Genomic DNA, 26,493 nt, shown 5'->3' on the forward strand with positions numbered 1-26,493 from the left:
CCCATGCGCGAAATCGTCCTCGATACCGAAACCACCGGCTTTGATCCCAAGACCGGCGACCGCCTGATCGAGGTCGGCTGTATCGAGATTGTCGATCTGTTGCCGACGGGCCGGACCTATCACAGCTTTGTAAATCCCGAGCGTTCGATCCCCGAGGATGCCATCAGGGTTCACGGTATTACCGACGACAAGGTCAAGGACGCGCGTATCTTTGCCAAGATGGCGGACGAGTTTCTCGAATTTGTCGGCGATGCGCCCCTGATCGCGCACAATGCCAGCTTTGACCGCAACTTCATCGACTGGGAACTGACGCTGGCCCACAAGCCCATTACGGGCGAGGCGCGCTGGATCGATACGCTGGCGATTGCCAAGTCGAAATTCCCCGGCCAGCCGAACACGCTGGATGCGCTGTGCAAGCGCTACAAGATCTCGCTGGCCGACCGGACCTATCACGGCGCCCTGATCGATGCCCGCCTGTTGGCCGAGGTCTATCTGGAGCTGCGTGGTGGCAAGGAGCGCAGCTTTGATCTGGGTGGCGGCAAGACCCTGACCAGCATTGGTATGGCCGTACCCGATGGTCGCAAGGTCTATGGTGCCCGTCCGCGTCCCCTGCCCCCTCTGGTCAGTGCCGCCGAAGACGAGGCGCATCGCGCCTTTTTAGGGCAATGGGTCAAGGACCCCGTCTGGGCGCAATACGGTATCGAGCCACCCGCAAAAGACGAAAACTGAGACCACAAAAAACCCCGCCTTCGATCCGAAGGCGGGGTTTCTGTTTGATCCGGCAGAGGTCGCTTAGGCTTGGCCCGTCTCGGCGGGCGAACCTGCGATCTGCTGCTGGCGAGCCATGTAGATGGCGGCAAAGTCGATCGGCTCGACATTGAACGGCGGGTAGAAACCACCGTCAGCGGTCGCCTGCGAGATGATCTGGCGCGCATACGGGAACAGGTAGCGCGGGCATTCGATCAGCAGCATCGGCTCGATGTCTTGCGGGGCGACGCCCTGCAGGGCGAACAGACCGCCATAGACCAGCTCGACCTGGAAGACCGGCGAGTTGTCGTCAGCCGTGGCCTTGACCGAAATCTTCAGGTCCACTTCGAACAGGCCGTCGGGACGACCACCGGCATTCATTTCAACGCCCATGTCGATGGCCGGCTTGCCTTCGATACGCAGGCTTTCCGGTGCCTTCGGATTTTCGAACGACATGTCGCGGACATATTGGGTGAGGATGCGGAAGCCCGGACCTTGCGGTTGACCCTGCGCCTGATCGGCTTGAGGGTTTTGGCCGTTGGTGTCGGCGGGCGGCGTAGCGTCAGTCATTTCGAAAGGCCGTCTTTGAAAAGTATGCTGCGAAATGCCCCGATTGAGGCAGGTATGAGGCGCGGCGGTAGCACGTTGAGGCTATCGGTCGCAATGTTTGGTAGGGCTTCTATAGGGGCCTTTGCCTTGCGCCGGACAGGATCGCCCCCTAATCACTATATGCAAGATGACCTGCCCATAAAGGGGCCGGGGGCATAGCAGAGGGTGTGAAACCTTTGCCGTGACGCGGTCCCTATGTTGGTAAGGCGCTGATTACCCCAAGGAATACCCGTGCCCCAGACCTTCTCGATTGTATTTTTCGCTGTGATCGCGGCGGTATTGCTGTTCCAGCTCTATAATGTGCTGGGCAAGAAGGTTGGCCGCCAGCCCGAAGATAATGCCCAAAAGGCAAAATCGGCCAAGACAGCTATTTTGGCCCCCGGCCTGCCCAAGAGCGTGGATGGCAAGGGCCAACAAGGACCTGTTATGGACCCTGCACTGGCGGCGGCGATCTCGGGCCTGAAAGAGCGCGATCCGGCCTTTGATCCGGCCCGTTTCGTCGAGGGGGCCCGTCAGGCCTATGAGACCATCATCCGCGCCTATGCCCGTGGTGACCGCGAGGCCCTGCGCCCTCTGCTGACCGACAAGGTGATGGCTTCGTTCGATGCCGGTATTAGCCAGCGCGAACTGGCCGGCACTGTCGAAACGGTCGAACTGGTTTCCCCAGCGCGTGCCGATATCGAACTGGCCACGGTCGAGGACAATCTGGCCAAGGCCCGCGTGCGCTTCCTCGCCGAGGTCCGCAGCACGGTGACGCAGGACGGGGGTGAAAGCCACACGACCGAGCGCCGCACTGCCGAGGTCTGGACGTTCGAGCGCAAGCTGGGTGCCAATGACCCCAACTGGTCGCTGGCCCGCGTCGAGGCCGCCACGGCCTGATGACATTGGTGGACAGGGACGGTTCGGTGTCGCGTTATCACTCCGGTTTTGTAGCGGTAGCGCTGGCGCTGCTGGTGGCCGCCTGTGCCTCCAGCCCCAAGGTACCGCAGCCTTCCTATCCGCCGACAACGGTTCCACCTGTTACCCAGCCTCCGGTGCAGCCGCCTGTGACGGGTGGTCCACGACCCTATTCGGTGGCGTTAAGCGAACTGCCCGGATGGTCGAACGAGGACCATTTGGCGGCGCTCAAGGCCTATGCCGAGGGCTGTATCGTCTTACGCAATTCAGCCAGCCTGACCTGTCAGGTGGCGCGCGAGTTTGTGAATTCGCGTCCCGGACCCAGCCCCAGTGACGCGCGTGCCTTTCTGGAAGAGCGGTTTGTCGCCGTCGAAGCCCGCAAGGAAGACGGCACAGCAGGAATGCTGACGGCCTATTTCGCGCCGGAATATCAGGCGCGAACCCAGCCGGATGCCGAGTTTGACGCGCCGGTCCTCAGCCGCCCTGCCAATCTGGCCAGTGTCGGTGATCGTGCGGCCATCGAGGCAGGCTCGGCCCAGTCCTCGGCCCTGGCATGGATGCGGGCCGAAGACCTGTTCTTCCTGCAAATTCAAGGCTCGGGAAACCTGACCTTCCCTGACGGACGCCGGATGCGGGCCGCCTATGCCGCCGATAACGGCCAGCGTTTTGTCGGTATTGCCCGCCCGATGGCCGAGCGGGGTCTTTTGCCGCAGAACGGCACGTCCGGTGATGCGATCCGTGGCTGGCTGGCCAATAATCGCGGTGATGCCGCCCGTGAGGTGATGAACCTCAACCCGCGCTATATCTTCTTTGCCATGACACCCGATAACGGGCGCGAGGCGGTCGGCGCAGCGGCGATCCCGCTTCCGGCGCGTCGCGCGATTGCGGTTGATCCGTCACACTGGACCTATGGCGAGGCCGTCTGGATCGAGGCCGATGGCGGCAATCTGATGGGGGCGTTTGCCAGCTATCGCGGTCTGGTCATGGCGCTGGATACAGGTTCTGCCATTCGTGGACCGGTGCGGGCCGATCTCTATATCGGCACCGGCGATGCGGCTGGACGCGAAGCGGGTGCGGTTCGCCATCCCTTGCGCATGTGGCGCCTGATACCGCGATATTGATCTGGTTTACTTTTGCGGTGCTGTCGTAAGCCTAGCAACGGTGCTATTTTAAATAGCCGCAATCCGTGGTCCTCTTTGTGTCGAGGATTAAGCCATGTTCAGCCTTCGCCATGTTCCAGCCGGTCTGGTTGGTGCCGTCAGTCTTGTTCTTGCGGGTGTGTCCCACGCGCAGAATGCCAGCGAGACGGATACAGAAGGGCTGAAAATCCGCTTTCAGGGGGGCGTCAATGCGGTGGCAGAACGCAACCTGTTCTGGCGTTTCGGCGAAACCGTGGCCCATGCCGAAGATTTTGAATCGGACACCGAATGGCTGGAAGCCTATGTGAAGCCGGGCCTAAGCTACACACGCACCACCGATAGCGGCGCGACCCTGTATGGCGGACTGTCGGCAGTCGGGTCATGGACCGCGGGGGCCGATGCCTTTGGCACCGGCGATACCGGTCGGGTGACGCTGGAAGAGGCCTATGCGGGCGTGCGCTTCAATCGAGCGGGCTTCGATTTTGACCTTTCGGCAGGCTCGCAGGAATTCGAGGCCGGAACAGGCATGCACCTGTCCAATGGCGGCTCGAACGGCTTTACGCGCGGGGCGCTGAAACTGGGTCCGCGCAAGGCGTGGGCCATGGCCGTTCTGGCGCGGGCCAAGCGTGGCGATGTCTCCGGCACCGCCTTTTATCTGGACCCGAATAGTGCCCCCGACAATGACAACGGCACGCGCATAGCCGGTGTGGATGTGCGCTATGATCCGCGCCCGCATACCTATTTCGGGGCGACGATCGGCACGGTGCTGGAGTCCACTGCCCCCTATCCGGTTGCGGCTCCGGGCGGGATCGGTGTGCCGAGCATTCTAGAAAACGGTCGTGATGGTCTGACCTTTGTCGATCTGTATATGCGCGCCAAGCCGTTTGCCGAAACCCTGCCCGGTGCCTTTGTGGTGGCCGAACTGTCGGTTCAGAGCAATGACCGTATCGACATGCGCGCCTGGGGCGGCAGGGCCTGGGCCGGTTATGATTTCAATCACCGATGGAAGCCGTCGTTTGGCTTCGGATATCAGACATTCTCGGGTGATGATCCCAATACGGCGCGTCTGGAACGGTTTGACCCTCTCTATTACGAGGGCAATCCCAAATCGTGGTCGACGGGGTCCAAATCGTCGATGGTGTTTATCAACTCGAACGTGGCCTCATGGAATGCCGGATTCAGTCTGTCTCCCACGCCACGAGACAAGCTGAGCCTGCAGGTTTCGCGGATTTTGGCCAATGAGCGCCTGAGCCCGATCCAATTTGGTCAGGCGACCCGTGTCGAGGTGGAAGACGGTATTGCCAACCCGATCTCTGGCGTCACGCGCCGGCATTTGTCGGACGATGTCTATCTTGAATATATGCGGGTCGTGACGCCGAACGTCTATCTGACTGCGGGTTTCTCTGTTTCCGTGCCGGGACCGGGCATTAATTCCATCGTGACCGAGGTGGATGCCCCTGTCTGGAGCGGTGGCTTCGTCAATCTTATCGTCAATTACTGAGGGCTCCCCCATGCCGTTTTCCGCGTTTGACGGGTTTAACCGCCGCCACTTTCTGGCGGCCACAGGGGCTTTTACGGGGATGGGGGCCTCGGCCTTTTCTGTCGGTGACGCCATGTCCCAGGCGCGACAGCAGACGACGGTCTTTTCGGGTGGCATGATCCGAACCATCGACGATGCTATGCCCGTCGCCGAGGCGCTGGCGGTGCGCGGTGACCGTATCCTTGCCGTTGGATCTCTGGACGATGTGCGGGGTGCGGCAGGCCGTGGCGCGCGCATGGTAAACCTTGAAGGGCGTACCTTGCTACCCGGTTTCTTTGATCCGCACGGCCATGTGTCCATGGTGGGTCTACAGGCGCGCTATGCCAATCTGCTGCCTGCCCCCGATGGCGAGGGCAACGACATACCTGCTCTGCAACGGGTGACGCGCGCATGGATGGACCGTCATGCCGATCTGGTGCGTGATACGGGTCTGGTGATCGGGTTCGGCTATGACGATTCCCAATTAAAGGAACAGCGCCACCCGACACGCGACGAATTGGATGCGATTTCTACGGATGTGCCGATCCTGTTCCTGCACCAGTCCGGCCATATGGGATCGGCCAATAGCGCCGCACTGGCCGCAGCGGGTATCAGTGCCAGTTCGCCCGATCCGGACAATGGCGTATTCCGTCGCCGCGACGGCTCGTCTGAGCCGAATGGGGTGATGGAGGAGACGGCCCTGTTTGCCGTCATGGGGGCCCTGTTCACCCGCCTGAGCCTTGAAGCCAACCGGCAGATGCTGGTCGAGGGCGCGCGTTACTATGCCCGTTTCGGCTATACCACCGCCCAGGACGGACGCTCTTCGACGGACACCTGCAACATGATTGCAGGCTTGGCCGCCGAGGGAGCTTTGCCGATCGACATCCTGTCTTTCCCCGACATCCTGACATCGACAGATGTGATGGCGACGCCGCTATTCCGGCGCCATTATGAAGGTCGTTATCGCATTGGCGGGGTCAAGCTGACGCTGGATGGCTCGCCGCAGGCCAAGACCGCGTGGCTGTCGCAACCCTATTTCATCCCGCCCGAAGGCCAGCCTGATTCCTATCGCGGCTATCCGGCGGTGAGCGAGCAAAAAGCGCTGGAAATGGTCGATCTGGCCTTTGCCAATAACTGGCAGATCGAGGTGCATGCCAATGGCGATGCGGCCATTGATCTGTTGATCGGTGCAGTGCGCGAGGCGACCCGCAAACATGGCAAGGCGGACCGCCGGCCCGTTCTGATCCATGGCCAGACCACCCGCGAAGACCAACTGGATGAACTGAAGACGCTGGGTATCGTGCCGTCGCTCTTCCCCATGCACACCTTCTATTGGGGCGACTGGCACAGGGATTCCGTGCTGGGGCCGCGTCGGGCCGAGTTTATCTCGCCCTGCATGTCGGCGGTGCGGCGCGGCATGCGGTTCACCACCCACCATGATGCGCCGGTGGCCAATCCCGATGCCATGCGGGTGCTGTCGGCGACTGTGACGCGGCGTACGCGCTCGGGCGACATTCTGGGACCGGATGAGCGCGTACCGGTCGAGATCGCCCTGAAGGCCATGACCCTGTGGGCCGCATGGCAGCACTATGAGGACGACCGCAAGGGCTCGCTGGTGGCGGGCAAGCTGGCGGATATGACGCTGCTGGAAGACGACCCCGTAACCATTGATCCCGACCGTATTGCCGGGATCAAGGTCAGCGAGGTCTATAAGGAAGGCGGAAAGGTCGCCTTCTCTTAAGCCTTAGGCCTAGCGCTTCTTCAGACCGCCCAGCACCCCGCGCAAAAGCTCGCGGGTCAGGGTGGTGCCGACGGTCCTGAGCACCGACTTGGTCAGGGCCTCGGTCGGGGTTTCGCGGGTCGAGCGACGCGCAGGCGCTCGGGCCGAGGTGGCGGCCTTTGCGGCGTCCTTCTCGGCCTTGGCGCGGGCTTTTTCAGCCTCTTCGGCGGCCTTGGTGTCGGCCTCCAACCGCTGGGCCTGTGCCTTGCGGGCCTTCAGGATTTCCTCGGCGCTCTCGCGGTTGATGGCGGTATCATAGATGCCGCGCACAGGGCTGTTCTGGATAATGGCGGCGCGTTCGGCATCGGTGGCGGGGCCAAGACGCGAGTCCGGCGGGCGTACCTTGGTTTGTGCCACAACGGTCGGTGCCCCTTTTTCGTCCAGCACCGAAACCAGAGCCTCGCCGACGCCCAAGGCCTGAATGGCCTCGGCAGTGTCGAAGGCGTCGTTAGTGCGGAAGGACTGCGAGGCGGCGCGCAGGCCCTTTTGCTCGGCAGGCGTATAGGCGCGCAGGGCATGCTGGATGCGGTTGCCCAGTTGCGCCAGCACGGTGTCGGGAATGTCGGCCGGATTTTGCGTGACGAAATAGACGCCGACACCCTTGGAGCGGATCAGGCGTACAACCTGCTCGATCTTCTCCAACAGGCCACGCGGTGCGTCATTGAACAGAAGGTGGGCTTCGTCAAAGAAGAAGACCAGCTTGGGTTTGTCGGGATCGCCGATCTCGGGAAGCTGCTCGAACAGTTCCGACAGCAGCCACAACAGGAAGGCCGAATACAGACGCGGGCTGTTCATCAGGCGCGTGGCGTCCAGCACATTGATCTGGCCCATGCCATAGGGGGTCTTGATCAGGTCATCGAGCTTGAGGGACGGTTCGCCAAAGAAGCTCTTGGCCCCTTGCTGTTCCAGTTGCAGGATCGAGCGCTGGATGGCCGCGACCGATTGCGGCGAGACGCTGCCGACCTCGGCCCCGATGGTCTTGGCGTTTTCCGACAGATAGGTCAGCAGGGCGCGCAAATCCTCGAGGTCGAGCAGCAGCAGACCTTCCTTGTCGGCCACATGGAAGGCGATCGACAGGACGCCTTCCTGCACCTCGTTCAGTTGCAGCATCTGCGACAGCAGCAAGGGGCCGACATCCGAAACCGTGGCGCGGATCGGGTGGCCCTTTTCACCGTACAGATCCCAGAACACTGTGGGAGCGGCCCGTCCATGCAGGGTCAGGCCCATCTTGGCGGCGCGTTCGCCGAACTTCTCGGTGCCGCCCGCCTGCGAGATGCCGGACAGGTCGCCCTTTACGTCGGCACAGAAAACCGGAACGCCCGCATCGGCAAAACCCTGCGCCATGATCTGCAGCGTCACCGTCTTGCCCGTACCGGTCGCACCGGCCACGATCCCGTGGCGGTTGGCGCGGTTCAGCAGCAGGCGCTGGGGTTCACCATCGAAGGACTGGCCGAGAAAAAGCGAAGGGGCATCGGTCATATAAGGACTCCGGTTTGGGCCATCACGCTGCGGCGCCCGTGACGATCACACAAGAGGTAGCTATGAGATTGAGGAACTATCATGCTTCCTGTGCGGTTGAGGGAGCAGATACCTTCAGTCGGGTCGTATTTTCATGAAGTTACCTTTGACGTCCAATATCGCTGTTTCCAGCCGCAATGCGATTGTCATAATCGCGGTCGTTGCGGCGGGGGCTACGCTTTACTGGCTGCGCGATATTCTGACGCCGTTGGCTATGGCCATCTTCCTGATGATTATGATCAGCGGCATCGAACGCTGGCTATCGACCAAGGCGCATGTTCCGACGAGATTTGCGGGGGTCGCATCCATCGGTCTGGTGGTTGTCGGCTTTCTGGTTTCCATCTGGATAATTATCGACGGCGCGGCGGGCTTCTTTACCGATGCCTCGGGTGTGGCCGGCAGTATAGGTCCGCGCATTGACCATATCAGCCGCGATATCAGCGGCCTGTTCGGGGTCTCCAACCCGCCAACCTTGCAGGACATGATCTCCGGTATTGATCTGCGCGGCTGGCTGACCACGGCGGCGCTACAGGCGCAGGGCATTGCTTCCAGTGCGTTTTTTGTCCTGATCTATCTGGGATTCCTGCTGGCTTCGCGTCACGGCTTCAAAAAGAAGATCGTCGGTCTGTTCCCCGATCGAGGCCGCCGTCAGGAAGCCTTGCAGGTGTTCGACCGTGTGCGTAGCGGCGTCGAGGGCTATCTGTGGGTTCAGGCCGTCACCGGCGTGATGATCTGTTTCGTGGCCTGGATCCTGATGCGCGTCGTCGGCCTTCAGAATGCCGAGTTCTGGACCTTTGTGATCTTTGTGGTCGGCTTTATCCCGATCCTGGGCGGAGCCATCGCAGGTCTGGCACCGCCCCTGTTCGCGCTGGTACAGTTTGAAAGCTACTGGCCGGCTCTGACGCTTCTGGTGGGGTTGCAGGTTCTGCTGTTTGTGGTGGGCAATGTGGTTCAGCCACGTATGCAGGGCGACAACCAGAATATCGATCCGATTGCGGTCCTGCTGGCACTGGCCTTCTGGGGCAAGATGTGGGGGGTGGTGGGTATGTTCCTGTCCACGCCGCTGGCGGTGATGGCCATGGCCATTCTGGCCGAGTTCAAGAGTTCGCGCTGGATGGCGGTATTGCTGTCGGGCGATGGCAACCCTTACGGGGGTGAGGGTGAGCCGGATATTAAGGAAAATGACAAGAAATCGTCACTATTCGAGCGAATGTCCGTAAGATTGAGACGGAAAACCTAATTTCGTCGAAATATTTCTTCGAACTGTCCTTGATTCGCCGCAATCGGCCTCTAAATCAAAAATCAGACGCAGCGGCCCTCCCCTCCCCCTCCCCGGGCCGCGCGTTATATGGCCGGCGCTTCCCCTCCCCCTCCTAGCGCCGGACTTGAGCAGGCCGTCGGACCCCGTTCGACGGCCTTGTTCAATTCTGGTCCCAATGCGGTCGCAAGGTCACCGCAGGAGGGGCTGCAATAAGGCGAAATCTTCAACATTATGGCAGCTTTAGGGATCGCCCTTTCGTTAGGTGGGCCGTTCGCGCAACATTGTGCGCTGCACACAGACATATGGGCCAAAAGCCCACTAGGCATAGGCACGCAGGGCGCTAAGGTGGCCTGATCAGGTGGCCTGTGTGGCCCCGTTTGACGAGAACCTATTATGTCAGCCGCTTCGCGTACTGTTTCCGCCGGTCAGGCCAATCTGGAGGCGCTTTTGAAAGCCTTCTCCGAGGTTGCAGCAGGCCCACCGGGAGCGGCGCAAACGTCCCTGCTGGAGCAGGTGATTGAAGATTACGAAGCGGATGAAACGCCGGAAGTCGGTCTGAAAGATCTGGCCGCCCTGATCAATCAGGCATGGCAACAGGCCAGCAAGCGCGAAGCCGGTTCGCAGGCCTTTGTGACGGTTGGACCGCTGAACGGTGCCGACGGTCGCGCAACGGGTTATGATCAGGTTCTGATCCTTCAGGACGACGCGCCCTTCCTCGTGGACAGCGTGCTGGGAGAACTGGCCGATGCGGGCGTAACGGTGCGCGCCCTGTACCACCCGGTTGTCGAGATGGGCGCAGGTCGCCGTGACTCGCTGATTATCCTGATTATTGATCCTCTGCCGCAGGAGCGCCGCGACGTTCTGGGTGAAGGTCTGGCCTCGGCCATGGCCGATGTCCGTCTGGCGGTTCAGGACCATGCCCGCATGGTCGAGGCCATGAAGGCCGCTATCGGCCGTCTGGAAGCCGAAACCTCGGGACGTATCGATCCGGCAGTGCGCGAGGAAAACATCGCCTTCCTGCGCTGGGTCAAGAGCGACCATTTCGTCTTCCTCGGCGCGCGTGACTATGACTTCCCGGTCGGGGCCAATGGCGAGCTTCAGGCCGAAGCACCGATGAGCGAAAACGAAAGCGGCATGGGCATCCTCAGCGATCCCGAGCGTCGCGTTCTGCGCCGTGCGTCGGAGCCTGCCGTTCTGACGCCGGCCATGAAGCAGCAGATGGACCACAGCGATCCGGTGACGGTGGCCAAGTCCAACCTGCGCTCGCGTGTACATCGCCGCGCCGTGATGGATTATATCGGTGTCAAACGCTACGACGCGCAAGGTCGCGCCGTGGGCGAGACCCGCTTTGTGGGTCTGTTCACTGCCGAAGCCTATGACAAGATGGCCAAGGAAGTGCCGCTGATCCGTCGCAAGGTGGCCAATGCGCTGCAACGCGCCGAAAAGGCCGAGGGCAGCCACAGCTATAAGCGCCTGAAGAACATCCTCGAAAACTATCCGCGCGACGAGCTGTTCCAGATTTCGGAAGACGAGTTGCTGGATACGGCGCTGGGCATTCTGCACCTGTATGACCGCCCGCGTATCAGCCTGTTCACCCGTCGTGACCCGTTCGACCGGTTCGTCTCGGTTCTGGCCTTCATCCCGCGCGAGCGTTTCGACGCCACCCTGCGTGCGCGTATCGGCAATATTCTGGCCGACGCCTGGGGCGGTCGTGTCTCGGCCTGGTATCCGCAACTGTCGGACCAGCCGCTGACCCGCGTACACTACATCATCGGCGTGACGCCGGGTGACCACCCGACGCCGGATGCAAACGCGCTGGAGGCCGCTGTGGCCGAGGCTGGCCGTTCGTGGATCGACCGTTTTGAAAGCGCCCTGCGTGCTGCCGATGTCAATGACGTGGCTGTGGGTCCGATCAGCGCCAAATGGGCGGACAGCTATGGTGCCGGTTATCGCGACCGTTACGACGCGACCGAAGCCGTGGCCGATCTTGGCCAGTTTGACCGTCTGAACGACGGATCGGTTGCCGACGGCATCACGGCCGAGCCGGTGGCCGTGCGCGCCTTCCGCACCGAGGCGGAAACATCGCTGCAATTCCGTTTCAAACTGTATCGTCGCGGCTCGGCTGTGCCGCTGTCGGACGTTCTGCCGATCCTGGCCGATATGGGCCTCAAGACGCTGGAAGAATCCGACCACGTCGTGCGCCCGCAAGGTGACGAACCGATCTATATCCACGACTTCCTGCTGGAAGATCCGCGTGGTGACAGGCTCGACTTTGCCGACATCAAGGCCCCGTTCGAGGCCGCTTTTGCAGCCGTATGGAATGGCCGTACCGAAAGCGACGGCTTCAACCGTCTGGTGCTGGAACTGGGCATTGACTGGCGCGAGGCGGCCCTGATCCGCACGCTGGCCCGTTATCGCCAGCAGACGGGTCTTGATCCGTCGCAATCGGTTCAGGAATTGGCCTTGCGCGAATATCCGCAGGTCTCGCGTGCCATCCTGTCGCTGTTCGCCACCAAGTTCGATCCGGCCAAGGGCGGTGATGCCGCTTCGCGTGAAGCCGGTGTGGCCGAGGTCCAAAAGACCATCGCTACCCTGCTTCAGGACGTAGCAAGCCTCGATCACGACCGTGCGCTGCGCCGCATTGCCGATCTGGTCGGCGCGCTGAAGCGCACCAACTTCTATCAGGGCAAGCCGCATATCTCGATCAAGATCGCCCCGCGCGAGATCGAGGACATGCCGCTGCCCAAGCCGTTCCGCGAAATCTTCGTCTGGGCACCGCATGTCGAAGGCGCACACCTGCGCTTTGGTCCGGTGGCCCGTGGCGGTCTGCGCTGGTCGGATCGTCGCGACGATTACCGCACCGAGGTTCTGGGTCTGGTGAAGGCCCAGCAGGTCAAGAACTCGGTCATCGTACCGGTCGGTTCCAAGGGCGGTTTCTATCCGAAGCAATTGCCGGTGGGCGGTGACCGCGACGCCATGCAGGCCGAAGCGATCCGCGCCTATAAGACCTTCCTGTCGGGCATGCTGGACATCACCGACAATATCGTCGGTGACGGTGCGCCTGTTCGTCCGGAAAACGTCATCGCGTGGGAAGGTGACGACCCCTATCTGGTGGTGGCTGCCGACAAGGGCACCGCGACCTTCTCTGACATCGCCAACAGCGTGTCGCAGTCCTATGGCTTCTGGCTGGACGATGCCTTCGCCTCGGGCGGCTCGGCCGGTTACGACCACAAGGAAATGGGCATTACCGCACGCGGTGCGTGGGAAGCGGTCAAGCGCCACTTCCGCGAGACCGGCAAGGACATCCAGTCCGAGCCGTTCACCGTTGTGGGCGTGGGCGACATGTCGGGCGACGTGTTCGGCAACGGCATGCTGCTGTCCAAAGCCATCAAGCTGGTGGCTGCGTTCGATCACCGCGACATCTTCCTCGACCCGAACCCCGATCCGGCCAAGTCGTGGGAAGAACGCAACCGTCTGTTCAACACCCCGCGCACCAGCTGGCAGGACTATGACAAGAGCCTGATCTCGGAGGGCGGTGCCGTCTTCTCGCGCTCGGCCAAGACCATCACCCTGACACCGCAAATCAAGGCGATGCTGGATATCGAGGTCGACACGGTTGATCCGGTCACCCTGATGCAGGCCATCCTCAAGGCCCGTGCAGAACTGCTCTATTTCGGCGGCATCGGCACCTACATCAAGGGTGCGGGCGAAACCAATGCCCAGGCCGGTGACAAGGCCAACGACGCCATCCGTATCAATGGCGGCGATGTCCGTGCGCAGGTTGTTGGCGAAGGTGCCAACCTTGGCATGACCCAGCTGGGTCGTATCGAGGCCGCCCGTGCGGGTGCCCGTCTGAACACCGACGCCATCGACAACTCGGCGGGCGTGGACAGCTCGGACCAAGAGGTCAATATCAAGATCCTGACCGGCGGCGCTATCGCTTCGGGACACCTGAAGACCGAAGACCGCAACGCACTGCTCAAGTCGATGACCGACGAGGTCGCCGAAAAGGTTCTGGCGCACAACTACGACCAGACCCTGGCCGTGACCCTGCAACAGGCTGAAGGTGCTGCGGCTCTGGAAGCCCAACAGGCCTTCATGCAGCACCTGACCTCGCTCGGTAAGCTGAACCGTGCCGTGGAATATCTGCCGGACGATGCCCGCATCGCCGAGATGAAGCTGCAAGGCACCGCCCTGACCCGTCCGGAACTGGCGGTTCTGACGGCCTATTCCAAACTGGAACTGTTCGACGAGATCGTCGCCTCGGCGGCACCGGACGATGCCTTCTTCGAGCATATGCTGGTGCATTACTTCCCGACGCCGCTGGCCAAGTTCGAAGAGGACATGAAGGGTCACCGCCTGCGTCGCGACATCATCGCGACCGTGCTGTCGAACGAGATCGTCAACATGGCCGGTGCCACCTTCCCCGACCGCCTGCGTGCGGCAGCGGAATGCGACACGGCGGCTATGGTGACGGCGTTTGAAACCGCCCGTCAGGTCTTCCGTCTGGATCAGGCATGGAAGGATGTTTCGGCGCTGGATCTCAAGATTCCGGCCGAGGCCCAAACCGCTCTGTATCGCGAGATCGCACTGGTTCTGCGTCGCCAGACCTATTGGCTGGCCCGTCGCGCGGCCCGCACGGAAACGACCGTGGGCAGCATGATTGCGGCCTATCAGCCGGCAGCGGACGCCCTGCGTGCCGCTGGTCCGGATGTGCTGTCGCGCTATGAGCAGGACCGCTACGAGAGCCGTGTGGCCACCTTTGTGGGTCTGGGGGCTCCGGAAGCTCTGGCGCGCGATATCGCCATGCTGCGTCCGATGGTGGCCACGGCCGATATCGGCGATCTGACCACTGAAATGGGTTGGAGCGCTCCGGCTATGGCGCGTCTCTATCACCAGATCGGTGCCGCGTTCGACTTTGACCGTCTGCGTGTCGCCGCCGGTTCGATCGCCTCGGGTGACCATTTCGACCGTCTGGCCGTGCGTCGCCTGATTCAGGACCTGATGGCCGAACAGCAGCAACTGACCCGCGCCGTTGCCGCCTCGGTCAATGAAAGCGTCTCGATCAGCGAAGCCGATGCGGAAGCAGCGGTGGACAACTGGATCGGTGATCGCCTGCCGCAAGTCGAGGCCCTGCGGGCTTCGGTGGACGGTATCGAGACCTCGGGTGCGGGCTGGACCTTCGCCAAGCTGACGATTGCCAACTCCGGCATTCGCGAGGTTCTGACCAGCGCGGCCTGATGGGACGTGTGACTTAAGGAAACGGGGCGGCTCCAGACGGGGCCGCCCTTTTTTCTGTCCTCTAACGAGGCCGTGATGGGGGTTGGCGCAGGGGCAGGCTTTGGTTTAGCTGGCGTATTGAACCACTGGCGGAGCGACGGATTGATCCGGAAATTTCTGGTCGTTGTTGACGATACACCCGAGATGAATGCGGCTATGGGCTATGCCGCCCAGCGGGCACGCTCCACCGGAGGGCGCGTGGTGCTGTTGCGCGTGACGCCCGCAGCCACGGACGAGCACTGGTCGGGTGTGCGCGACGAAATCCGGCGCCAGAACCGCGAAGAGGCCGAGGCCTTGCTGGCCCGTCTCAGTGACAAGGTGGTGGAGCGTTCGGGCCATGCGCCCGTCTTTATCATTGCCGAGGGCGATCCTCTGGCCGCGATACGCCGTGCCGCTGCCGAAGACCCCGATATCAAGATTTTGGTGCTGGCAGCGGCGTCGGGTTCACGCGGACCCGGCCCGATTGTCTCGGCCATCCTGAAACAGGGCGTGGGCGTCGAGGGTCGAAAACTGCCTGTGACAATCGTTCCGGCCGAAATGACGGATGCCGATATCGAGGATCTGGCCTGACAGCCAGCCGTAGGGACAGGTCCTAGAGGACCTGCTCGACCGCATTCACTTCGGGCACATAGTGGCGCAGCATCTGCTCGACACCGGACTTCAGGGTGGCGGACGATGACGGACAGCCCGAGCAGGCACCGCGCATCCGCAGTTTCACAATACCGGTTTCGTGGTCGAAACTGTCAAACAGGATGTCGCCGCCATCCTGCGCCACAGCCGGGCGGATGCGGCTATCCAGCAGCGCCTTGATCTCGGCAACAATCTCGTCGTCCTGATCGTCGGCATGGCCTTCCTGAGCCGGTGCATCGCGGAACAGGTCCTGATTGGCGACGAAGTGGTCCATGATGACCGACAGGATCGGTGCCTTCATTTCCGACCAGTCCGGACCGCGCACGTCGCGCGTGACCGAAACATAGTCGGCCCCGAACATCACGCCTTCGACCCCTGCCAGCTCGAACAGGGCTTCGGCCAGCGGCGAGGCGGTGGCCTCGTCAATGGTGCGATACTCGACAACCGCCAGCGGCGAGACATCGCGTCCCGGCAGGAATTTGAGGGCGTTCGGGTTCGGTGTGGTTTCGGTCTGGATGAACATGATTGCCAGATGCGGTTTTCAAAGCCTGACTTCAAGGGCCATCTGCTCTTAATGTTTCACATGAAACCTCTCGTAACGACGGTTTTTAGGTGGCAGTCTGATGTGATGAGCGAGCAGGAAGCGGCAATACGGATTGGCGAGGCGCTCGGGCGGTTGCGTCGCGAGCGCGGCTTGAGCCAGGCCGAGGCCGGTGCCCGTATCGGCATGACCAGTCAGGGCTGGAGCCTCTATGAGGCGGGGCGCCGTGCGGGGCTGTTTCGCCCCGATATGCAAAAGCGGCTGACCGCAGCGCTGGATGCCACACCCGAAGACCTGATGTTGCTGGCCGAGACGCCCCCCTCGCCCGCACCTGGGCCCGCATCTGCGCCCGCGACGGACGGCGCGGGGGTTCAGTCAAAGGGGCGCGATTTCGAACCCGCGCCATCACGCACCATACGGCGTGAGCGTTATCGTCTGGATACGGACGATATGGGGCCATGGGCCTTTGCGGGCACGATCATCGAATATGAAAAAGACCGACAGCCGAAACAGGGTGGCGGCGCGGTTCTTCAATTGCGGGATGGTCGTCTGCATCTGGGCCTGTGGCAGGGCTCGGATGATCGGGGCGTGGTTGTGGCCAATACCGGTGGCACCCAGACGCCGTTTTCATGGCGCGATATTTTAGCGGTCTCGGCGGTGACGGCGCGCATCGAACCCGAGTGAAACAAAATCGTTGCATCACACCTTAAGTTGTGTAACGGTTTCGTTGCAATCTTGAGGGGATGCCGATGTCGCGCCAGTGCGGAGAGGTAGATGTGTGGGTCGGGCAGGCGCTCGCCTCGCTTCGCCAGCAAAGAGGCCTGTCGCAAAGCGCACTGGCCAAGAGCCTCGGTCTCAGCTTCCAGCAGGTCCAGAAATACGAGGGCGGCCAGAACCGCCTGTCGGCAGGACGGCTGTTTGAACTGGCGACGGTGCTGGAGTGCAGCATCAGTGATTTCTTCCCGCAGTCCGCCACCACGCATGGCCCTTCTGCTGCCGTTTTAATGACGGCAGAGGATCGAGCGCTTTCGCAGAACTTCACCCGCATTCAGGACAAGACCCTGCGCCGATCGGTGGCCCATATCGTCGAGGCGCTGGCGCAGACCTGACGAGGGCGCTAGGACAGGGCCATGAAACTTATGGTCATTGATACCTCGCTTGGCACCTGTCTCGCCGCCAGTTTTCGCATCGAAGGCGATAAGGCCTCGGTGCTTGGCATCCGCGCGCAGGACATGACCAAGGGCCATCAGGAGCATCTGGGCGGCTTTGCGCGCGATGCGTCGCGTGATGCAGGTGGCTTCACAGGCGTCGAGCGTATCGGGGTCACTATTGGTCCGGGCAGTTTTACGGGCCTTCGTGTGGGCTTGAGCTTTGCACTGGGTTTGGGCGCTGCGCTGGGCTGTCCGGTTATCGGGATTTCGACGCTGGACGGCTTGGCCGCCTCGGTCCCTGCCGAGGGCTGGGTGGTGGCCGCCATCGATGCCCGCCGCGCTCAGGTCTATATGCGCGTGTTCAAGGATGGGGTTCCCGTTGAGGACGCACAGGCACTGGCAATCGAGGATGCGGCGGCCAAAATCCTCGCCCTGACGGAGGATGGCGCTGTGGCAATTGTCGGTTCGGGCGCAGAGGTTTTGCTGGCCCATGAGGCAGGGCTGGAAAAGGCCCGTCTTCATCCCCTGCCCGCCCCCACGGCAGAGGCGCTGGCCCTACTCGCCGCGACACTGGATCCCGAGGCCAATCCACCCAAGCCGCTTTACTTGCGTGCACCCGATGCCACCCCGCCGACGCGCCTTCCGGGCCAGCCGAGAAACCTGACGGTGTGATGCATTACGCGCCTCTCACGCCGGAGCAACTGGCCACCATCCATGCCGAGGCGTTTGAGGCACCTTGGGATGCTGCTGCTTTTGCTCAACTTCTGGACAGTACGGGTGTCTCGCTGCTGGGCGATGAGCGCAGCTTTATCCTGACGCGCACCATTGCCGACGAGGCCGAGATTCTGACCATTGCGGTGCGCCCCTCAAACCGCCGTCAGGGTCTGGCCCGTCATCTGGTCGAGCAGGCTGTGGTGGCAACACGCGTTCTGGGGGCCGAGCGGATGTTTCTGGAAGTGGCCGAAAACAACCTTGCCGCGATTGGCCTCTATGCGGCCTGTGGCTTTGAACAGGTCGGTTTGAGAAAGAACTATTACACGCGTGCGGACGGAAGTTCGGAGCACGCACGGGTGATGGTGCTGAACTTTCTTCTATAGCTTCCATAAATCGGCAGTCCGACCTATCTTGCCCGCATGGACCGGATAGAAAAACTTTGCGCCGATCGTGGCATGCGGATGACCGAACAACGTCGCGTGATTGCGCGGGTTCTGTCGAATGCGCTGGATCACCCCGATGTCGAGGAATTGTATCGTCGCGCCTCGGCGATTGACCCGCATATTTCGATTGCCACGGTCTATCGTACCGTGCGCCTGTTCGAAGAAGCGGGCGTGGTCGAGAAGCACGATTTCGGGGATGGCCGCAGCCGCTATGAAGAAGCCGGCGAAGACCACCACGACCACCTGATCGACACCAAGACCGGTGATGTGATCGAGTTTTTCGATGCCGAGATCGAGCATCTGAAGAACGAGATTGCCCGCAAGCTGGGCTATGAACTGGTGGGCCACAAGTTGGAGCTTTACGGTCACCGGATTCCGGGTGTGGAACCCAGCGAGCGTGAAGGCCTGATCTATCGTCGCGAGCGCGATGTGCCCAAGGATCCAACCAAAGACGAGGGCTAAGGCCCTTACCCCCGACATGGCTGATGCGTGCGCGGCGCATCTATCCCGATCAGGTTGTGGTCCGGAGATGTGCCGCGAACACGCCCGTTTCAGTCGGGCGCGGGCGGGTTATGTCCCGTTCCGTTCCGACGGGCGGCAAACAGCCTGTCCGGAAAACTGATCCAAACCTGACCCGAGCCGTTAGGCTCCTGTGAGGGAGCGAAAGGAACACTGATGGCTCGCGAGTCCGAGTTTCTGTCTCTGAGCGACAAGGCCCTGCGGGCTGTTATCGGTTCGGGCAGCCGCCACATGGCGTTGATCGAAGATGCGTTCAAAGTCTTGATCGAAACCCCCGGTGGCGGCGTGTCGATCAATGGCTCGCCGCGTGACCGCGCGCAGGCCAAACGGGTCGTAGAAAACCTTGCCATTCTGGCCGATCGCGGCACCGAGGTAGGCGAGGCCGATATTCGTGCCGCTCTGGGGCAGGCGTTCAAAACCCCGCGCGCGGGTGAAGGCCGCACGGTGCCCGATGCCGCGGCCCTGCCCGTGGGCCGTCGTGGTGCGATTGCGCCCAAGACGGCCTCGCAAGCCAAATATCTGGAGCTGCTGGGTCGATGCGAGCTGACCTTCGGGGTTGGCCCTGCGGGGACCGGCAAGACGTTTCTGGCCGCCGCCTATGGGGCGTCATTGCTGAAACGCGGACAGGTGGACCGTCTGGTCATCACCCGCCCTGCCGTTGAAGCGGGCGAAAAGCTGGGCTTCCTGCCGGGTGATCTGAACGAAAAGGTCGATCCCTATCTGGCCCCCATCTGGGAAGCCCTGAACGAGATTCTGGGCGCGGACGATGTGGCCCGTCGACGCGAAAAGGGCGAGATCGAAGCGGCCCCCATCGCCTTTATGCGCGGGCGCACCCTCAGCCACGCCTTTGTCATTGTCGACGAGGCGCAGAACACCTCGCGCATGCAGATGAAGATGGTCCTGACCCGTCTGGGCGAAGGGGCCAAGATGGTGGTGACGGGCGACCCTAGCCAGATCGACCTGATGAACCCGCGCGACAGTGGCTTGGCCCATGCCTTGCGCATTCTGAACGGTGTCGAGGGCGTCGGTATTCACCAGTTCAAGGCCGAGGACGTGGTGCGCCATGCTCTCGTCGAGCGTATTGTCCGAGCCTATGACGGTGACGCGGCGCGCAACCGTCCGTTTAACGAGTTGGAGCCCGAAGAGGCATGATCGAGATCGAGATCGAGGCCGAGGGCTGGAACACGGCTTTGGCCGATGCCGAGGCTGTGGTCGATACGGCCGCCACCAAGGCCCTAGGCTCCGTCGAGGGTGATGTGGTGGTGCTGCTGGCCGATGATGCGGCGGTTCAAGACCTGAATGCGCGTTTCCGCGACAAGGACCGCCCGACCAATGTGCTGTCCTTCCCTGCGGCCGAAAGCGCGTTTCCGCATCTAGGCGACGTGGTGCTGGGGTTGGAATATTGCGTCGAGGAAGCCAGGGCGCAGGGCAAGACCCTGAAAGACCACTTGTCGCATCTGGTCGTGCATGGGGTGCTGCACCTTTTGGGGCGCGACCATGTCGAGGACGACGAGGCCGAACAGATGGAGGCCGAGGAGCGCGAGATTCTCGCCAGCCTTGGCATAGCCGACCCCTATGCGGGCGAGCGGGGCTAAGCACAGGATGGCGCGGGTGTGGGACAAGGCATTGGGTAACCGCTGGGGCCGCATTGGTCTGGCGCTGGCGGCGGGCCTGCTGGCCGGTCTGGCGCATCCTCCGTTCAATGTCTGGATTGGCCTGATAGGCTATCCGGTACTGATGCTGTTGGCCGAACGCTCGACACGCGTGCGCGGCGGTTTCTGGATGGGCTGGCTGTTCGGCTTTGCCTATTTCTTTATTGGCTGCTGGTGGGTGGCCGAGGCCTTTTTCGTCAATCCGGCACAGGCATGGATGGCGCCCTTTGCGGCCAGCCTTCTGCCCGCAGGGATCGGCCTGTTTATAGGCGGTGCGACAGCGCTCTACCGTGCTTTGAAACCACACGGTCTGGTGCGGGTCCTGCTGTTTGTGGTCTGTTTCAGCGGGTTTGAATGGCTGCGTGGCCATGTGCTGACGGGCTTTCCGTGGAACCCCGTCGGGGCCAGCTGGATCGCCGGTTCGGCACCGTCACAGTTCGCTTCGGTGGTGGGCGTTTACGGCCTCGGTCTGGTGACGCTGCTGGCGGTCTGTGCGTTCGGGCCGTTGATGCTGGGGGTAAGGGATCGCAAGAACTGGCTGGTAGCGGCGACTGGCGCGGCCCTGTTGGCCGGTCTGTTCGGCTTTGGCAGCTATCGGCTGGCCAGTACTGAAGTCCAACCTTCAAACACGCTGGTCCGCATTGTTCAGGCCAATGTCGCGCAGGAAAACAAATGGTCCGAGGACTATTACAACGACATCCTGCAACGCTATCTGGACCTGACAGCCCAGCCCGCAGAGCGTACGCCCGATGTGGTGATCTGGCCCGAAAGCGCCCTGCCTGATCTGGCCAATAATGTCTTTGCCCGCGAGGATGCGCGTGCCATTGCCGCCTCGCTGAAAGAAGGACAGGTCCTGCTGGCGGGGCTGAGCCGCGCCGATGTCGTGCCGGGTCAGGACGTCCAGTATTTCAACTCGTTGTTTGCCCTGACGGCACTGGGGTCCGAGGGACTGCGGATAGACGCCATCTATGACAAGCACCGTCTGGTGCCGTTTGGCGAGTATCTGCCCTTGGGCGATGTGATGGGGGCCATAGGCATCCGGTCATTGGTGCAGATGCCCTCGGACCTGTCGGCAGGGCCAAGTCCGGCGCCCCTGACGGTTCCGGGTCTTGAGCAATTCCAGCCTCTGGTCTGCTATGAAAGCCTGTTTCCGGGCTTTACCGATGCGCGGGCGGCAACACGACCGGCATGGATTGTGAACGTGTCCAATGATGCCTGGTTCGGCCAGACCTCCGGTCCGTTACAGCATCTGAATCTGGCCTCCTATCGGGCGATCGAGACGGGGCTTCCCATGGCGCGGGCGACCCCGACCGGCGTCAGTGCGATGATTGATCCGCTGGGTCGTATTGTCGAAGGCAGCCGGATCGGTAACGGCGAGGCCAGAGCTGTAGATGTATGGCTTCCAAAACCTCTGAAGGTGACGTCGTTTGGACTCTGGGGTCAGATTTCCTATGGGCTTCTGATGGCCGCACTGATGCTTGTCTGTATTTTCATGCGAGTGGTCCATCGGCGCCATTCTTGAGGCCAAGGCGCGGGAATGTCGGATCAGGTTCGCGCTTACCTTGCAAAGGGGTCGAAAAGCGTCGCAAAGAGGGCGGTTTTGTCAAATTTGAAGTGACATTACCGGCGATGCACAGCATGTGTGAACCTCCACAGTATTAAGAGAGTTGCTGCATGGTCAAAGGCGCGGGGGAGAGCGGGCCGCATCCAGTAGATCGCCATGTCGGTCGAAAGGTATGCGAAAAGCGGATTGCTTTGGGATACAACCAGAGCGATCTAGGGCGCGCCTTGGGACTGACATTCCAGCAGATCCAGAAATACGAGAAGGGTGCCAACCGTATTTCGGCATCCAAGCTCTGGGACATTGCGCGCTTTTTCAGCGTCGATGTCAGCTACTTCTTTGACGGGCTGGCCGCGCGTCCGGGCATGGCCGAGGATGGCGCAGAGGCCTTCGTCCATGATTTCCCGATGACGCGCCAAAGCATCGAGATCAGCCAGCTGGCCCCGCGGCTCAATCCGCGCCAGCAGAAGCTGGTTCTGGAAATGATGCGCGAAATGGTGGCGTCCAGCGAAGGTATCGAACCCGCGCTACAGGCCAATCGGGCCTGAATCCAATCGGTCCTGAACAGAAAAGGGGTCGGTTCTGTCAGGAACCGACCCCTTTCTTTTAGCCGTATAGGCTTCTCTTATTCGGCAGCGGCGATGGCCGAGGCCACCACGCGGCTGGCGGCGTGAACCACGGCACCGATGCGCAGGGCGGCCTGCACCTGAACATTGCTCATGCCGTGCTTGCGCAGCTCGGACTCGTGGGCATCAAGGCAGGCACCGCAGCCATTGATGGCCGACACGGCGGTGGCCCACAGTTCGAAGTCCAGCTTGTCGACACCCGGATTGGCCAGCACGTTCATGCGCAGCTTGGCCGGAAGCGTGGTGTATTCCTGGTTCTTCACCAGATGCAGCGAACGGTAATAGATATTGGTCATGCCCATGATGGCCGCAGCCGACTTGGCGGCGTTCATGGCTTCGGGGCTGAGGACCGTAGCGGCTTGCGCTTCGATCAGCTTGACCACTTGCGGCACGCCGATGGCGTGGGCCGAGGCGAGGTAGCAACCCCATTTTTGCTGGTCGGTCAGAATGGTTTCATTGGCCAGCGAGGACAGGTTCAGCGAGATGTCCTTGGCATAGGACGGGATCAGGTCACGTAGGGCGTCGAGGGACATGGGAAGGACTCCGTGAAGAAAAGAACGTCTGGAACACTCAGCCAGCAAGGTATCAAAAAGGCGGCGACAGTCACCCGCCGCCGCCTCTCTGAAGGATCCTGCCGTTACCGGCAGGTAGACCCGGCCATACTCACGCGGCCGGTAATCCTGTTCTGGCCTTAGGCAGCCAGGGTTTCGCCGCCAACCGGACGGTTGCAAGCGCACAGTTCGTCGGTTTGCAGGGCGTCAACAACGCGCAGGGTGTCTTCCGGCGAACGGCCAACGTTCAGGTTGGTGACATAGACGTGTTGCACGACGTTGTGCGGGTCAACCACGAAGGTTGCGCGCAGGGCCACGCCGTTTTCTTCGTCCAGGATGCCCAGTTCGCGAGCGAACTTGCCACCGCAGTCAGCGAACTGCCAGATCGGTAGCTTGTCCAGATCGGCGTGGTCACGGCGCCATGCCAGCTTGGTGAACTCGTTATCGGTCGAGCCGCCCAGAACCACGGTGTCGCGGTCTTCGAATTCACGGCCCAGCTTGGCGAAGGCAGCGATTTCGGTCGGGCAAACGAAGGTGAAGTCCTTCGGGTAGAAGAAGATGACCTTCCACTTACCTTCGAACGAGTCCTGGTTCAGGGCTTCGAAAGCCGAGACGCCATTTTCTTCGTGGCTGTTGAAGCCCGGCTTCACGCCAGTGATTTTGAACTCGGGAAGTTTTTGACCTACGCCCAGCATAGCAGGAACTCCATACGTAAAAAGAATGTGAGGTGAAGCGCGCCAGACGTGGCGTGCTCACTGGCCCTTCAGATGGCCTTTCGCAGTCGCGAAGTCAAATCAATGATTTTGGTTCATATTATAAATCAAACTTATATATGAAAAACAACAATCTGAATGGGGCCATTGTCACGTTCGCACGTTATGGCCGTTGGAATGTTTTGCAGTGCAGCGTTCTTCTATAAGTTTTCTTACTAGTTCAGAACGCTTTAATCGATTTTGCTTTCTTGAAACCTTCGCCTAGGGTCGCATCATCGACCGAGCCAGAGGGGTAAGGTCCATGGCCCTACGCAGTCGGGACATGCGGTGCACATGCCGCACACATCCCGAACGGGCGCTTGGATCAAACGACTGTGGCGGGTCACCAATGTCTGCACATCAACAAGGGGCTTAATAAATGACCGAACACGACAACCCAGCAGGTAAATGCCCCGTGATGCACGGTGCCGCCACGACCGCAGCCTCGGCCTATAAGGTGTTCTGGCCCAATGCGCTGAACCTCGACATCCTGTCGCAGCACGACACCAAGACCAACCCGCTGGGCCAGAGCTTCAACTATCGCGAAGAAGTCAGAAAGCTCGACGTCGAGGCCCTCAAGGCCGACCTGCGCGCGCTGATGACCACCAGTCAGGACTGGTGGCCGGCAGACTGGGGCTCGTATGTCGGCATGATGGCGCGGGTGTCGTGGCACGCCGCAGGCTCGTATCGCAATACCGATGGCCGTGGCGGCAACGGCACTGGCAACCAGCGCTTTGCGCCGCTGAACTCGTGGCCCGACAACGTCAACACCGACAAGGGCCGCCGCCTGTTGTGGCCGATCAAGAAGAAATACGGCAACAAGATTTCGTGGGCGGACCTGATCTCTTATGCGGGCACCATTGCCTATGAAGTGGCCGGTCTGAAGACCTTTGGTTTTGCGTTCGGTCGCGAGGATATCTGGCATCCGGAAAAAGACATCTATTGGGGCGACGAGCAGCAATGGTTGGCCCCGTCCGACGAGCGCTATGCCGATGTTAAGGACGCCAAGTCGCTGGAAAACCCGCTGGCGGCAGTCCAGATGGGCCTGATCTATGTGAACCCCGAAGGCGTGAACGGTCAGTCCGATCCGATGGCGACGGCGGCCATGATGCGCGAGACCTTTGCCCGTATGGGTATGGATGACGAGGAAACCGTCGTCCTGACCGCGGGCGGACATACGATTGGCAAATGCCACGGTAATGGCGATGCCTCGAACCTCAGTGCCGATCCTGAAAATGCCGCGCCCGAGGCGCAAGGCATGGGCTGGTTCAACACCAAGGGGCGCGGCATTGGCCGTGACACCGTGGTTTCGGGCATCGAGGGCGCGTGGACCACGCATCCGACCGTGTGGGACAACGGCTTCTTCGAGATGCTGTTCAAGCACGAATGGACCCTGACCAAGAGCCCTGCCGGTGCCACGCAATGGGTGCCGATCACCATCAACGAGGACGACAAGCCGGTTGACGTCGAAGACCCGTCGATCCGCACCATCCCGATGATGACCGATGCGGACATGGCGCTGAAGGTTGACCCGATCTATCGCGAAATCTCGCTGCGCTACATGAACGACTTTACGGGCTTCTCGGAGACCTTTGCCCGTGCGTGGTTCAAGCTGACGCACCGCGATATGGGTCCGAAGTCGCGCTATATCGGCCCTGATGCCCCGCAAGAGGACATGGTCTGGCAGGACCCGGTTCCTGCGGGCAATACCGGCTATGATGTGGCGGCGGTAAAGGCCCAGATCCGTGCCTCGGGTCTGTCGGACGTCGATATGATCAATACGGCGTGGGACAGCGCCCGCACCTATCGCGGTTCGGACATGCGCGGCGGTGCCAATGGTGCCCGTATCCGTCTGGCCCCGCAAAAGGACTGGGCGGCTAACGAGCCCGCCCGTCTGGCCCGCATACTCTCGGTTCTGGAAGGGATCGCTGCCGCAACCGGTGCCAGTGTTGCCGATGTGATCGTTCTGGCCGGTAATGTCGGTCTGGAAAACGCCATCAAGGCAGGTGGTTTCAATGTGGCGGTGCCGTTTGCGGCCGGTCGCGGGGATGCCACGGCCGAGCAAACCGATGCGGCAGCGTTCGATGTGCTGGAGCCGAAACATGATGGCTTCCGCAACTATCTGGGCCAGTTCTCGGAAATCGTCATGCCGGAAGAAATGCTTCTGGACCGCGCCCAGCTTCTGGGCCTGACGGCGGTGGAGATGACGGTTCTGGTCGGCGGTATGCGCGTTCTGGGCACCAATTTCGGTGGTGACAAGGCGGGTCAGTTCACAGAACGCGTGGGCGCTCTGACGAACGACTTCTTCGTTACCCTGACAGACATGGCCTATGCGTGGGTTCCAACCGGCAAGAACAGCTATGACATCCGCGAGCGTGTTTCGGGCCAGACCAAATACACCGCCTCGCGTGTGGATCTGGTGTTCGGCTCCAACTCGATCCTACGGTCCTATGCCGAGGTCTATGCCCAGGACGACAACAAGGAGAAGTTCGTTCAGGACTTCGTTGCCGCATGGACCAAGGTGATGAACGCAGATCGCTTTGATCTAAAAGCCTAAAGGCAGGACAGGGGCTTCTTCGTAACGGAGAAGCCCCGTCTTTTTA

23 protein-coding genes are annotated in these 26,493 nt (G+C 61.4%); 18 read left to right on the plus strand and 5 right to left on the minus strand.

What is annotated here, in order from left to right:
* Nucleotides 1-3: 3 nt before the first annotated feature.
* Nucleotides 4-729 carry a DNA polymerase III subunit epsilon gene (dnaQ, locus tag FHS64_RS03395; protein WP_167175656.1) on the plus strand — a complete coding sequence of 242 codons (726 nt, stop codon included), beginning with the start codon at nt 4-6 and terminating at the stop codon, nt 727-729.
* Nucleotides 730-792: 63 nt separating this feature from the next.
* Here the strand turns inward: dnaQ and secB are convergent, their stop codons facing one another.
* Entirely contained in the window at nt 793-1,317 is a 525-nt protein-coding gene (gene secB / locus FHS64_RS03400; protein ID WP_167175659.1) for a protein-export chaperone SecB, read from the minus strand.
* 270 nt (nt 1,318-1,587) lie between these two features.
* On the opposite strand from secB, the gene timA reads away from it, so the two are divergent.
* The 4 genes from timA to FHS64_RS03420 all read left to right on the plus strand — a co-directional run bounded on the left by timA (nt 1,588) and on the right by FHS64_RS03420 (nt 6,652).
* Nucleotides 1,588-2,235, plus strand: a complete 648-nt coding sequence (timA, locus tag FHS64_RS03405) for a TIM44-related membrane protein TimA (protein ID WP_167175661.1) — start codon at nt 1,588-1,590, stop codon at nt 2,233-2,235.
* A 26-nt stretch (nt 2,236-2,261) separates the two neighbouring features.
* Nucleotides 2,262-3,374: an MltA domain-containing protein gene (locus tag FHS64_RS03410; protein ID WP_341771065.1), complete on the plus strand. Its 1,113-nt coding sequence runs from the start codon at nt 2,262-2,264 to the stop codon at nt 3,372-3,374.
* 94 nt (nt 3,375-3,468) lie between these two features.
* Nucleotides 3,469-4,893 carry an alginate export family protein gene (locus tag FHS64_RS03415; RefSeq protein ID WP_167175668.1) on the plus strand — a complete coding sequence of 475 codons (1,425 nt, stop codon included), beginning with the start codon at nt 3,469-3,471 and terminating at the stop codon, nt 4,891-4,893.
* Between the two features lie 10 nt (nt 4,894-4,903).
* Entirely contained in the window at nt 4,904-6,652 is a 1,749-nt protein-coding gene (locus FHS64_RS03420) for an amidohydrolase (protein WP_167175670.1), read from the plus strand.
* Between the two features lie 9 nt (nt 6,653-6,661).
* Here FHS64_RS03420 and FHS64_RS03425 read toward each other — a convergent pair whose 3' ends face one another.
* Entirely contained in the window at nt 6,662-8,170 is a 1,509-nt protein-coding gene (locus FHS64_RS03425; protein WP_167175673.1) for a helicase HerA-like domain-containing protein, read from the minus strand.
* A 145-nt stretch (nt 8,171-8,315) separates the two neighbouring features.
* Between FHS64_RS03425 and FHS64_RS03430 the strand changes: the two genes are divergently transcribed.
* From FHS64_RS03430 to FHS64_RS03440, 3 genes are all read left to right on the plus strand, one after another.
* Nucleotides 8,316-9,449, plus strand: a complete 1,134-nt coding sequence (locus FHS64_RS03430; protein WP_341771066.1) for an AI-2E family transporter — start codon at nt 8,316-8,318, stop codon at nt 9,447-9,449.
* A 414-nt stretch (nt 9,450-9,863) separates the two neighbouring features.
* Nucleotides 9,864-14,711, plus strand: a complete 4,848-nt coding sequence (locus tag FHS64_RS03435; RefSeq protein WP_167175679.1) for an NAD-glutamate dehydrogenase — start codon at nt 9,864-9,866, stop codon at nt 14,709-14,711.
* Between the two features lie 141 nt (nt 14,712-14,852).
* Nucleotides 14,853-15,320: a universal stress protein gene (locus FHS64_RS03440; RefSeq protein WP_167175682.1), complete on the plus strand. Its 468-nt coding sequence runs from the start codon at nt 14,853-14,855 to the stop codon at nt 15,318-15,320.
* Nucleotides 15,321-15,342: 22 nt separating this feature from the next.
* Here the strand turns inward: FHS64_RS03440 and FHS64_RS03445 are convergent, their stop codons facing one another.
* A complete protein-coding gene (locus FHS64_RS03445) occupies nt 15,343-15,903 on the minus strand; it encodes a NifU family protein (RefSeq protein ID WP_167175685.1) in 561 nt (186 codons plus the stop codon).
* Nucleotides 15,904-15,963: 60 nt separating this feature from the next.
* Here FHS64_RS03445 and FHS64_RS03450 point away from each other — a divergent pair, with 60 nt between their 5' ends.
* From FHS64_RS03450 to FHS64_RS03490, 9 genes are all read left to right on the plus strand, one after another.
* On the plus strand, nt 15,964-16,605 hold the full coding sequence (locus tag FHS64_RS03450) for a helix-turn-helix domain-containing protein (RefSeq protein ID WP_243862688.1): 642 nt from the start codon (nt 15,964-15,966) through the stop codon (nt 16,603-16,605).
* Nucleotides 16,606-16,670: 65 nt separating this feature from the next.
* Complete coding sequence (locus tag FHS64_RS03455) at nt 16,671-17,030, plus strand: helix-turn-helix domain-containing protein (protein ID WP_167175688.1); 360 nt, start codon at nt 16,671-16,673, stop codon at nt 17,028-17,030.
* Nucleotides 17,031-17,051: 21 nt separating this feature from the next.
* Entirely contained in the window at nt 17,052-17,744 is a 693-nt protein-coding gene (tsaB, locus tag FHS64_RS03460) for a tRNA (adenosine(37)-N6)-threonylcarbamoyltransferase complex dimerization subunit type 1 TsaB (RefSeq protein ID WP_167175691.1), read from the plus strand.
* Nucleotides 17,744-18,169 carry a GNAT family N-acetyltransferase gene (locus FHS64_RS03465; RefSeq protein ID WP_167175694.1) on the plus strand — a complete coding sequence of 142 codons (426 nt, stop codon included), beginning with the start codon at nt 17,744-17,746 and terminating at the stop codon, nt 18,167-18,169. Before tsaB ends, FHS64_RS03465 begins: the two co-directional genes overlap by 1 nt.
* Before the next feature lie 78 nt (nt 18,170-18,247).
* A complete protein-coding gene (locus tag FHS64_RS03470; protein WP_243862690.1) occupies nt 18,248-18,691 on the plus strand; it encodes a Fur family transcriptional regulator in 444 nt (147 codons plus the stop codon).
* 213 nt (nt 18,692-18,904) lie between these two features.
* Nucleotides 18,905-19,900 (plus strand): PhoH family protein, encoded by a 996-nt coding sequence (locus FHS64_RS03475; protein WP_167175698.1) that lies wholly within the window; start codon nt 18,905-18,907, stop codon nt 19,898-19,900.
* The gene (gene ybeY, locus FHS64_RS03480) at nt 19,897-20,343 is read left to right on the plus strand and encodes an rRNA maturation RNase YbeY (protein WP_167175707.1); all 447 of its coding nucleotides are present in this window, start codon (nt 19,897-19,899) and stop codon (nt 20,341-20,343) included. The genes FHS64_RS03475 and ybeY overlap by 4 nt, the downstream gene beginning before the upstream one ends.
* A 7-nt stretch (nt 20,344-20,350) precedes the next feature.
* Complete coding sequence (lnt, locus tag FHS64_RS03485; protein ID WP_243862692.1) at nt 20,351-21,922, plus strand: apolipoprotein N-acyltransferase; 1,572 nt, start codon at nt 20,351-20,353, stop codon at nt 21,920-21,922.
* Between the two features lie 152 nt (nt 21,923-22,074).
* The gene (locus FHS64_RS03490; protein ID WP_167175711.1) at nt 22,075-22,509 is read left to right on the plus strand and encodes a helix-turn-helix domain-containing protein; all 435 of its coding nucleotides are present in this window, start codon (nt 22,075-22,077) and stop codon (nt 22,507-22,509) included.
* 77 nt (nt 22,510-22,586) lie between these two features.
* Here the strand turns inward: FHS64_RS03490 and ahpD are convergent, their stop codons facing one another.
* Both ahpD and FHS64_RS03500 read right to left on the minus strand, forming a co-directional pair.
* Nucleotides 22,587-23,120, minus strand: a complete 534-nt coding sequence (gene ahpD, locus FHS64_RS03495) for an alkylhydroperoxidase, AhpD family (protein WP_167175713.1) — start codon at nt 23,118-23,120, stop codon at nt 22,587-22,589.
* Between the two features lie 158 nt (nt 23,121-23,278).
* The gene (locus tag FHS64_RS03500) at nt 23,279-23,833 is read right to left on the minus strand and encodes a peroxiredoxin (protein ID WP_167175715.1); all 555 of its coding nucleotides are present in this window, start codon (nt 23,831-23,833) and stop codon (nt 23,279-23,281) included.
* 436 nt (nt 23,834-24,269) lie between these two features.
* Here FHS64_RS03500 and katG point away from each other — a divergent pair, with 436 nt between their 5' ends.
* Nucleotides 24,270-26,447, plus strand: a complete 2,178-nt coding sequence (katG, locus tag FHS64_RS03505) for a catalase/peroxidase HPI (RefSeq protein ID WP_167175718.1) — start codon at nt 24,270-24,272, stop codon at nt 26,445-26,447.
* Nucleotides 26,448-26,493: the final 46 nt, after the last annotated feature.

The organism is Brevundimonas terrae (assembly GCF_011761985.1).
GTDB lineage: Bacteria > Pseudomonadota > Alphaproteobacteria > Caulobacterales > Caulobacteraceae > Brevundimonas > Brevundimonas terrae.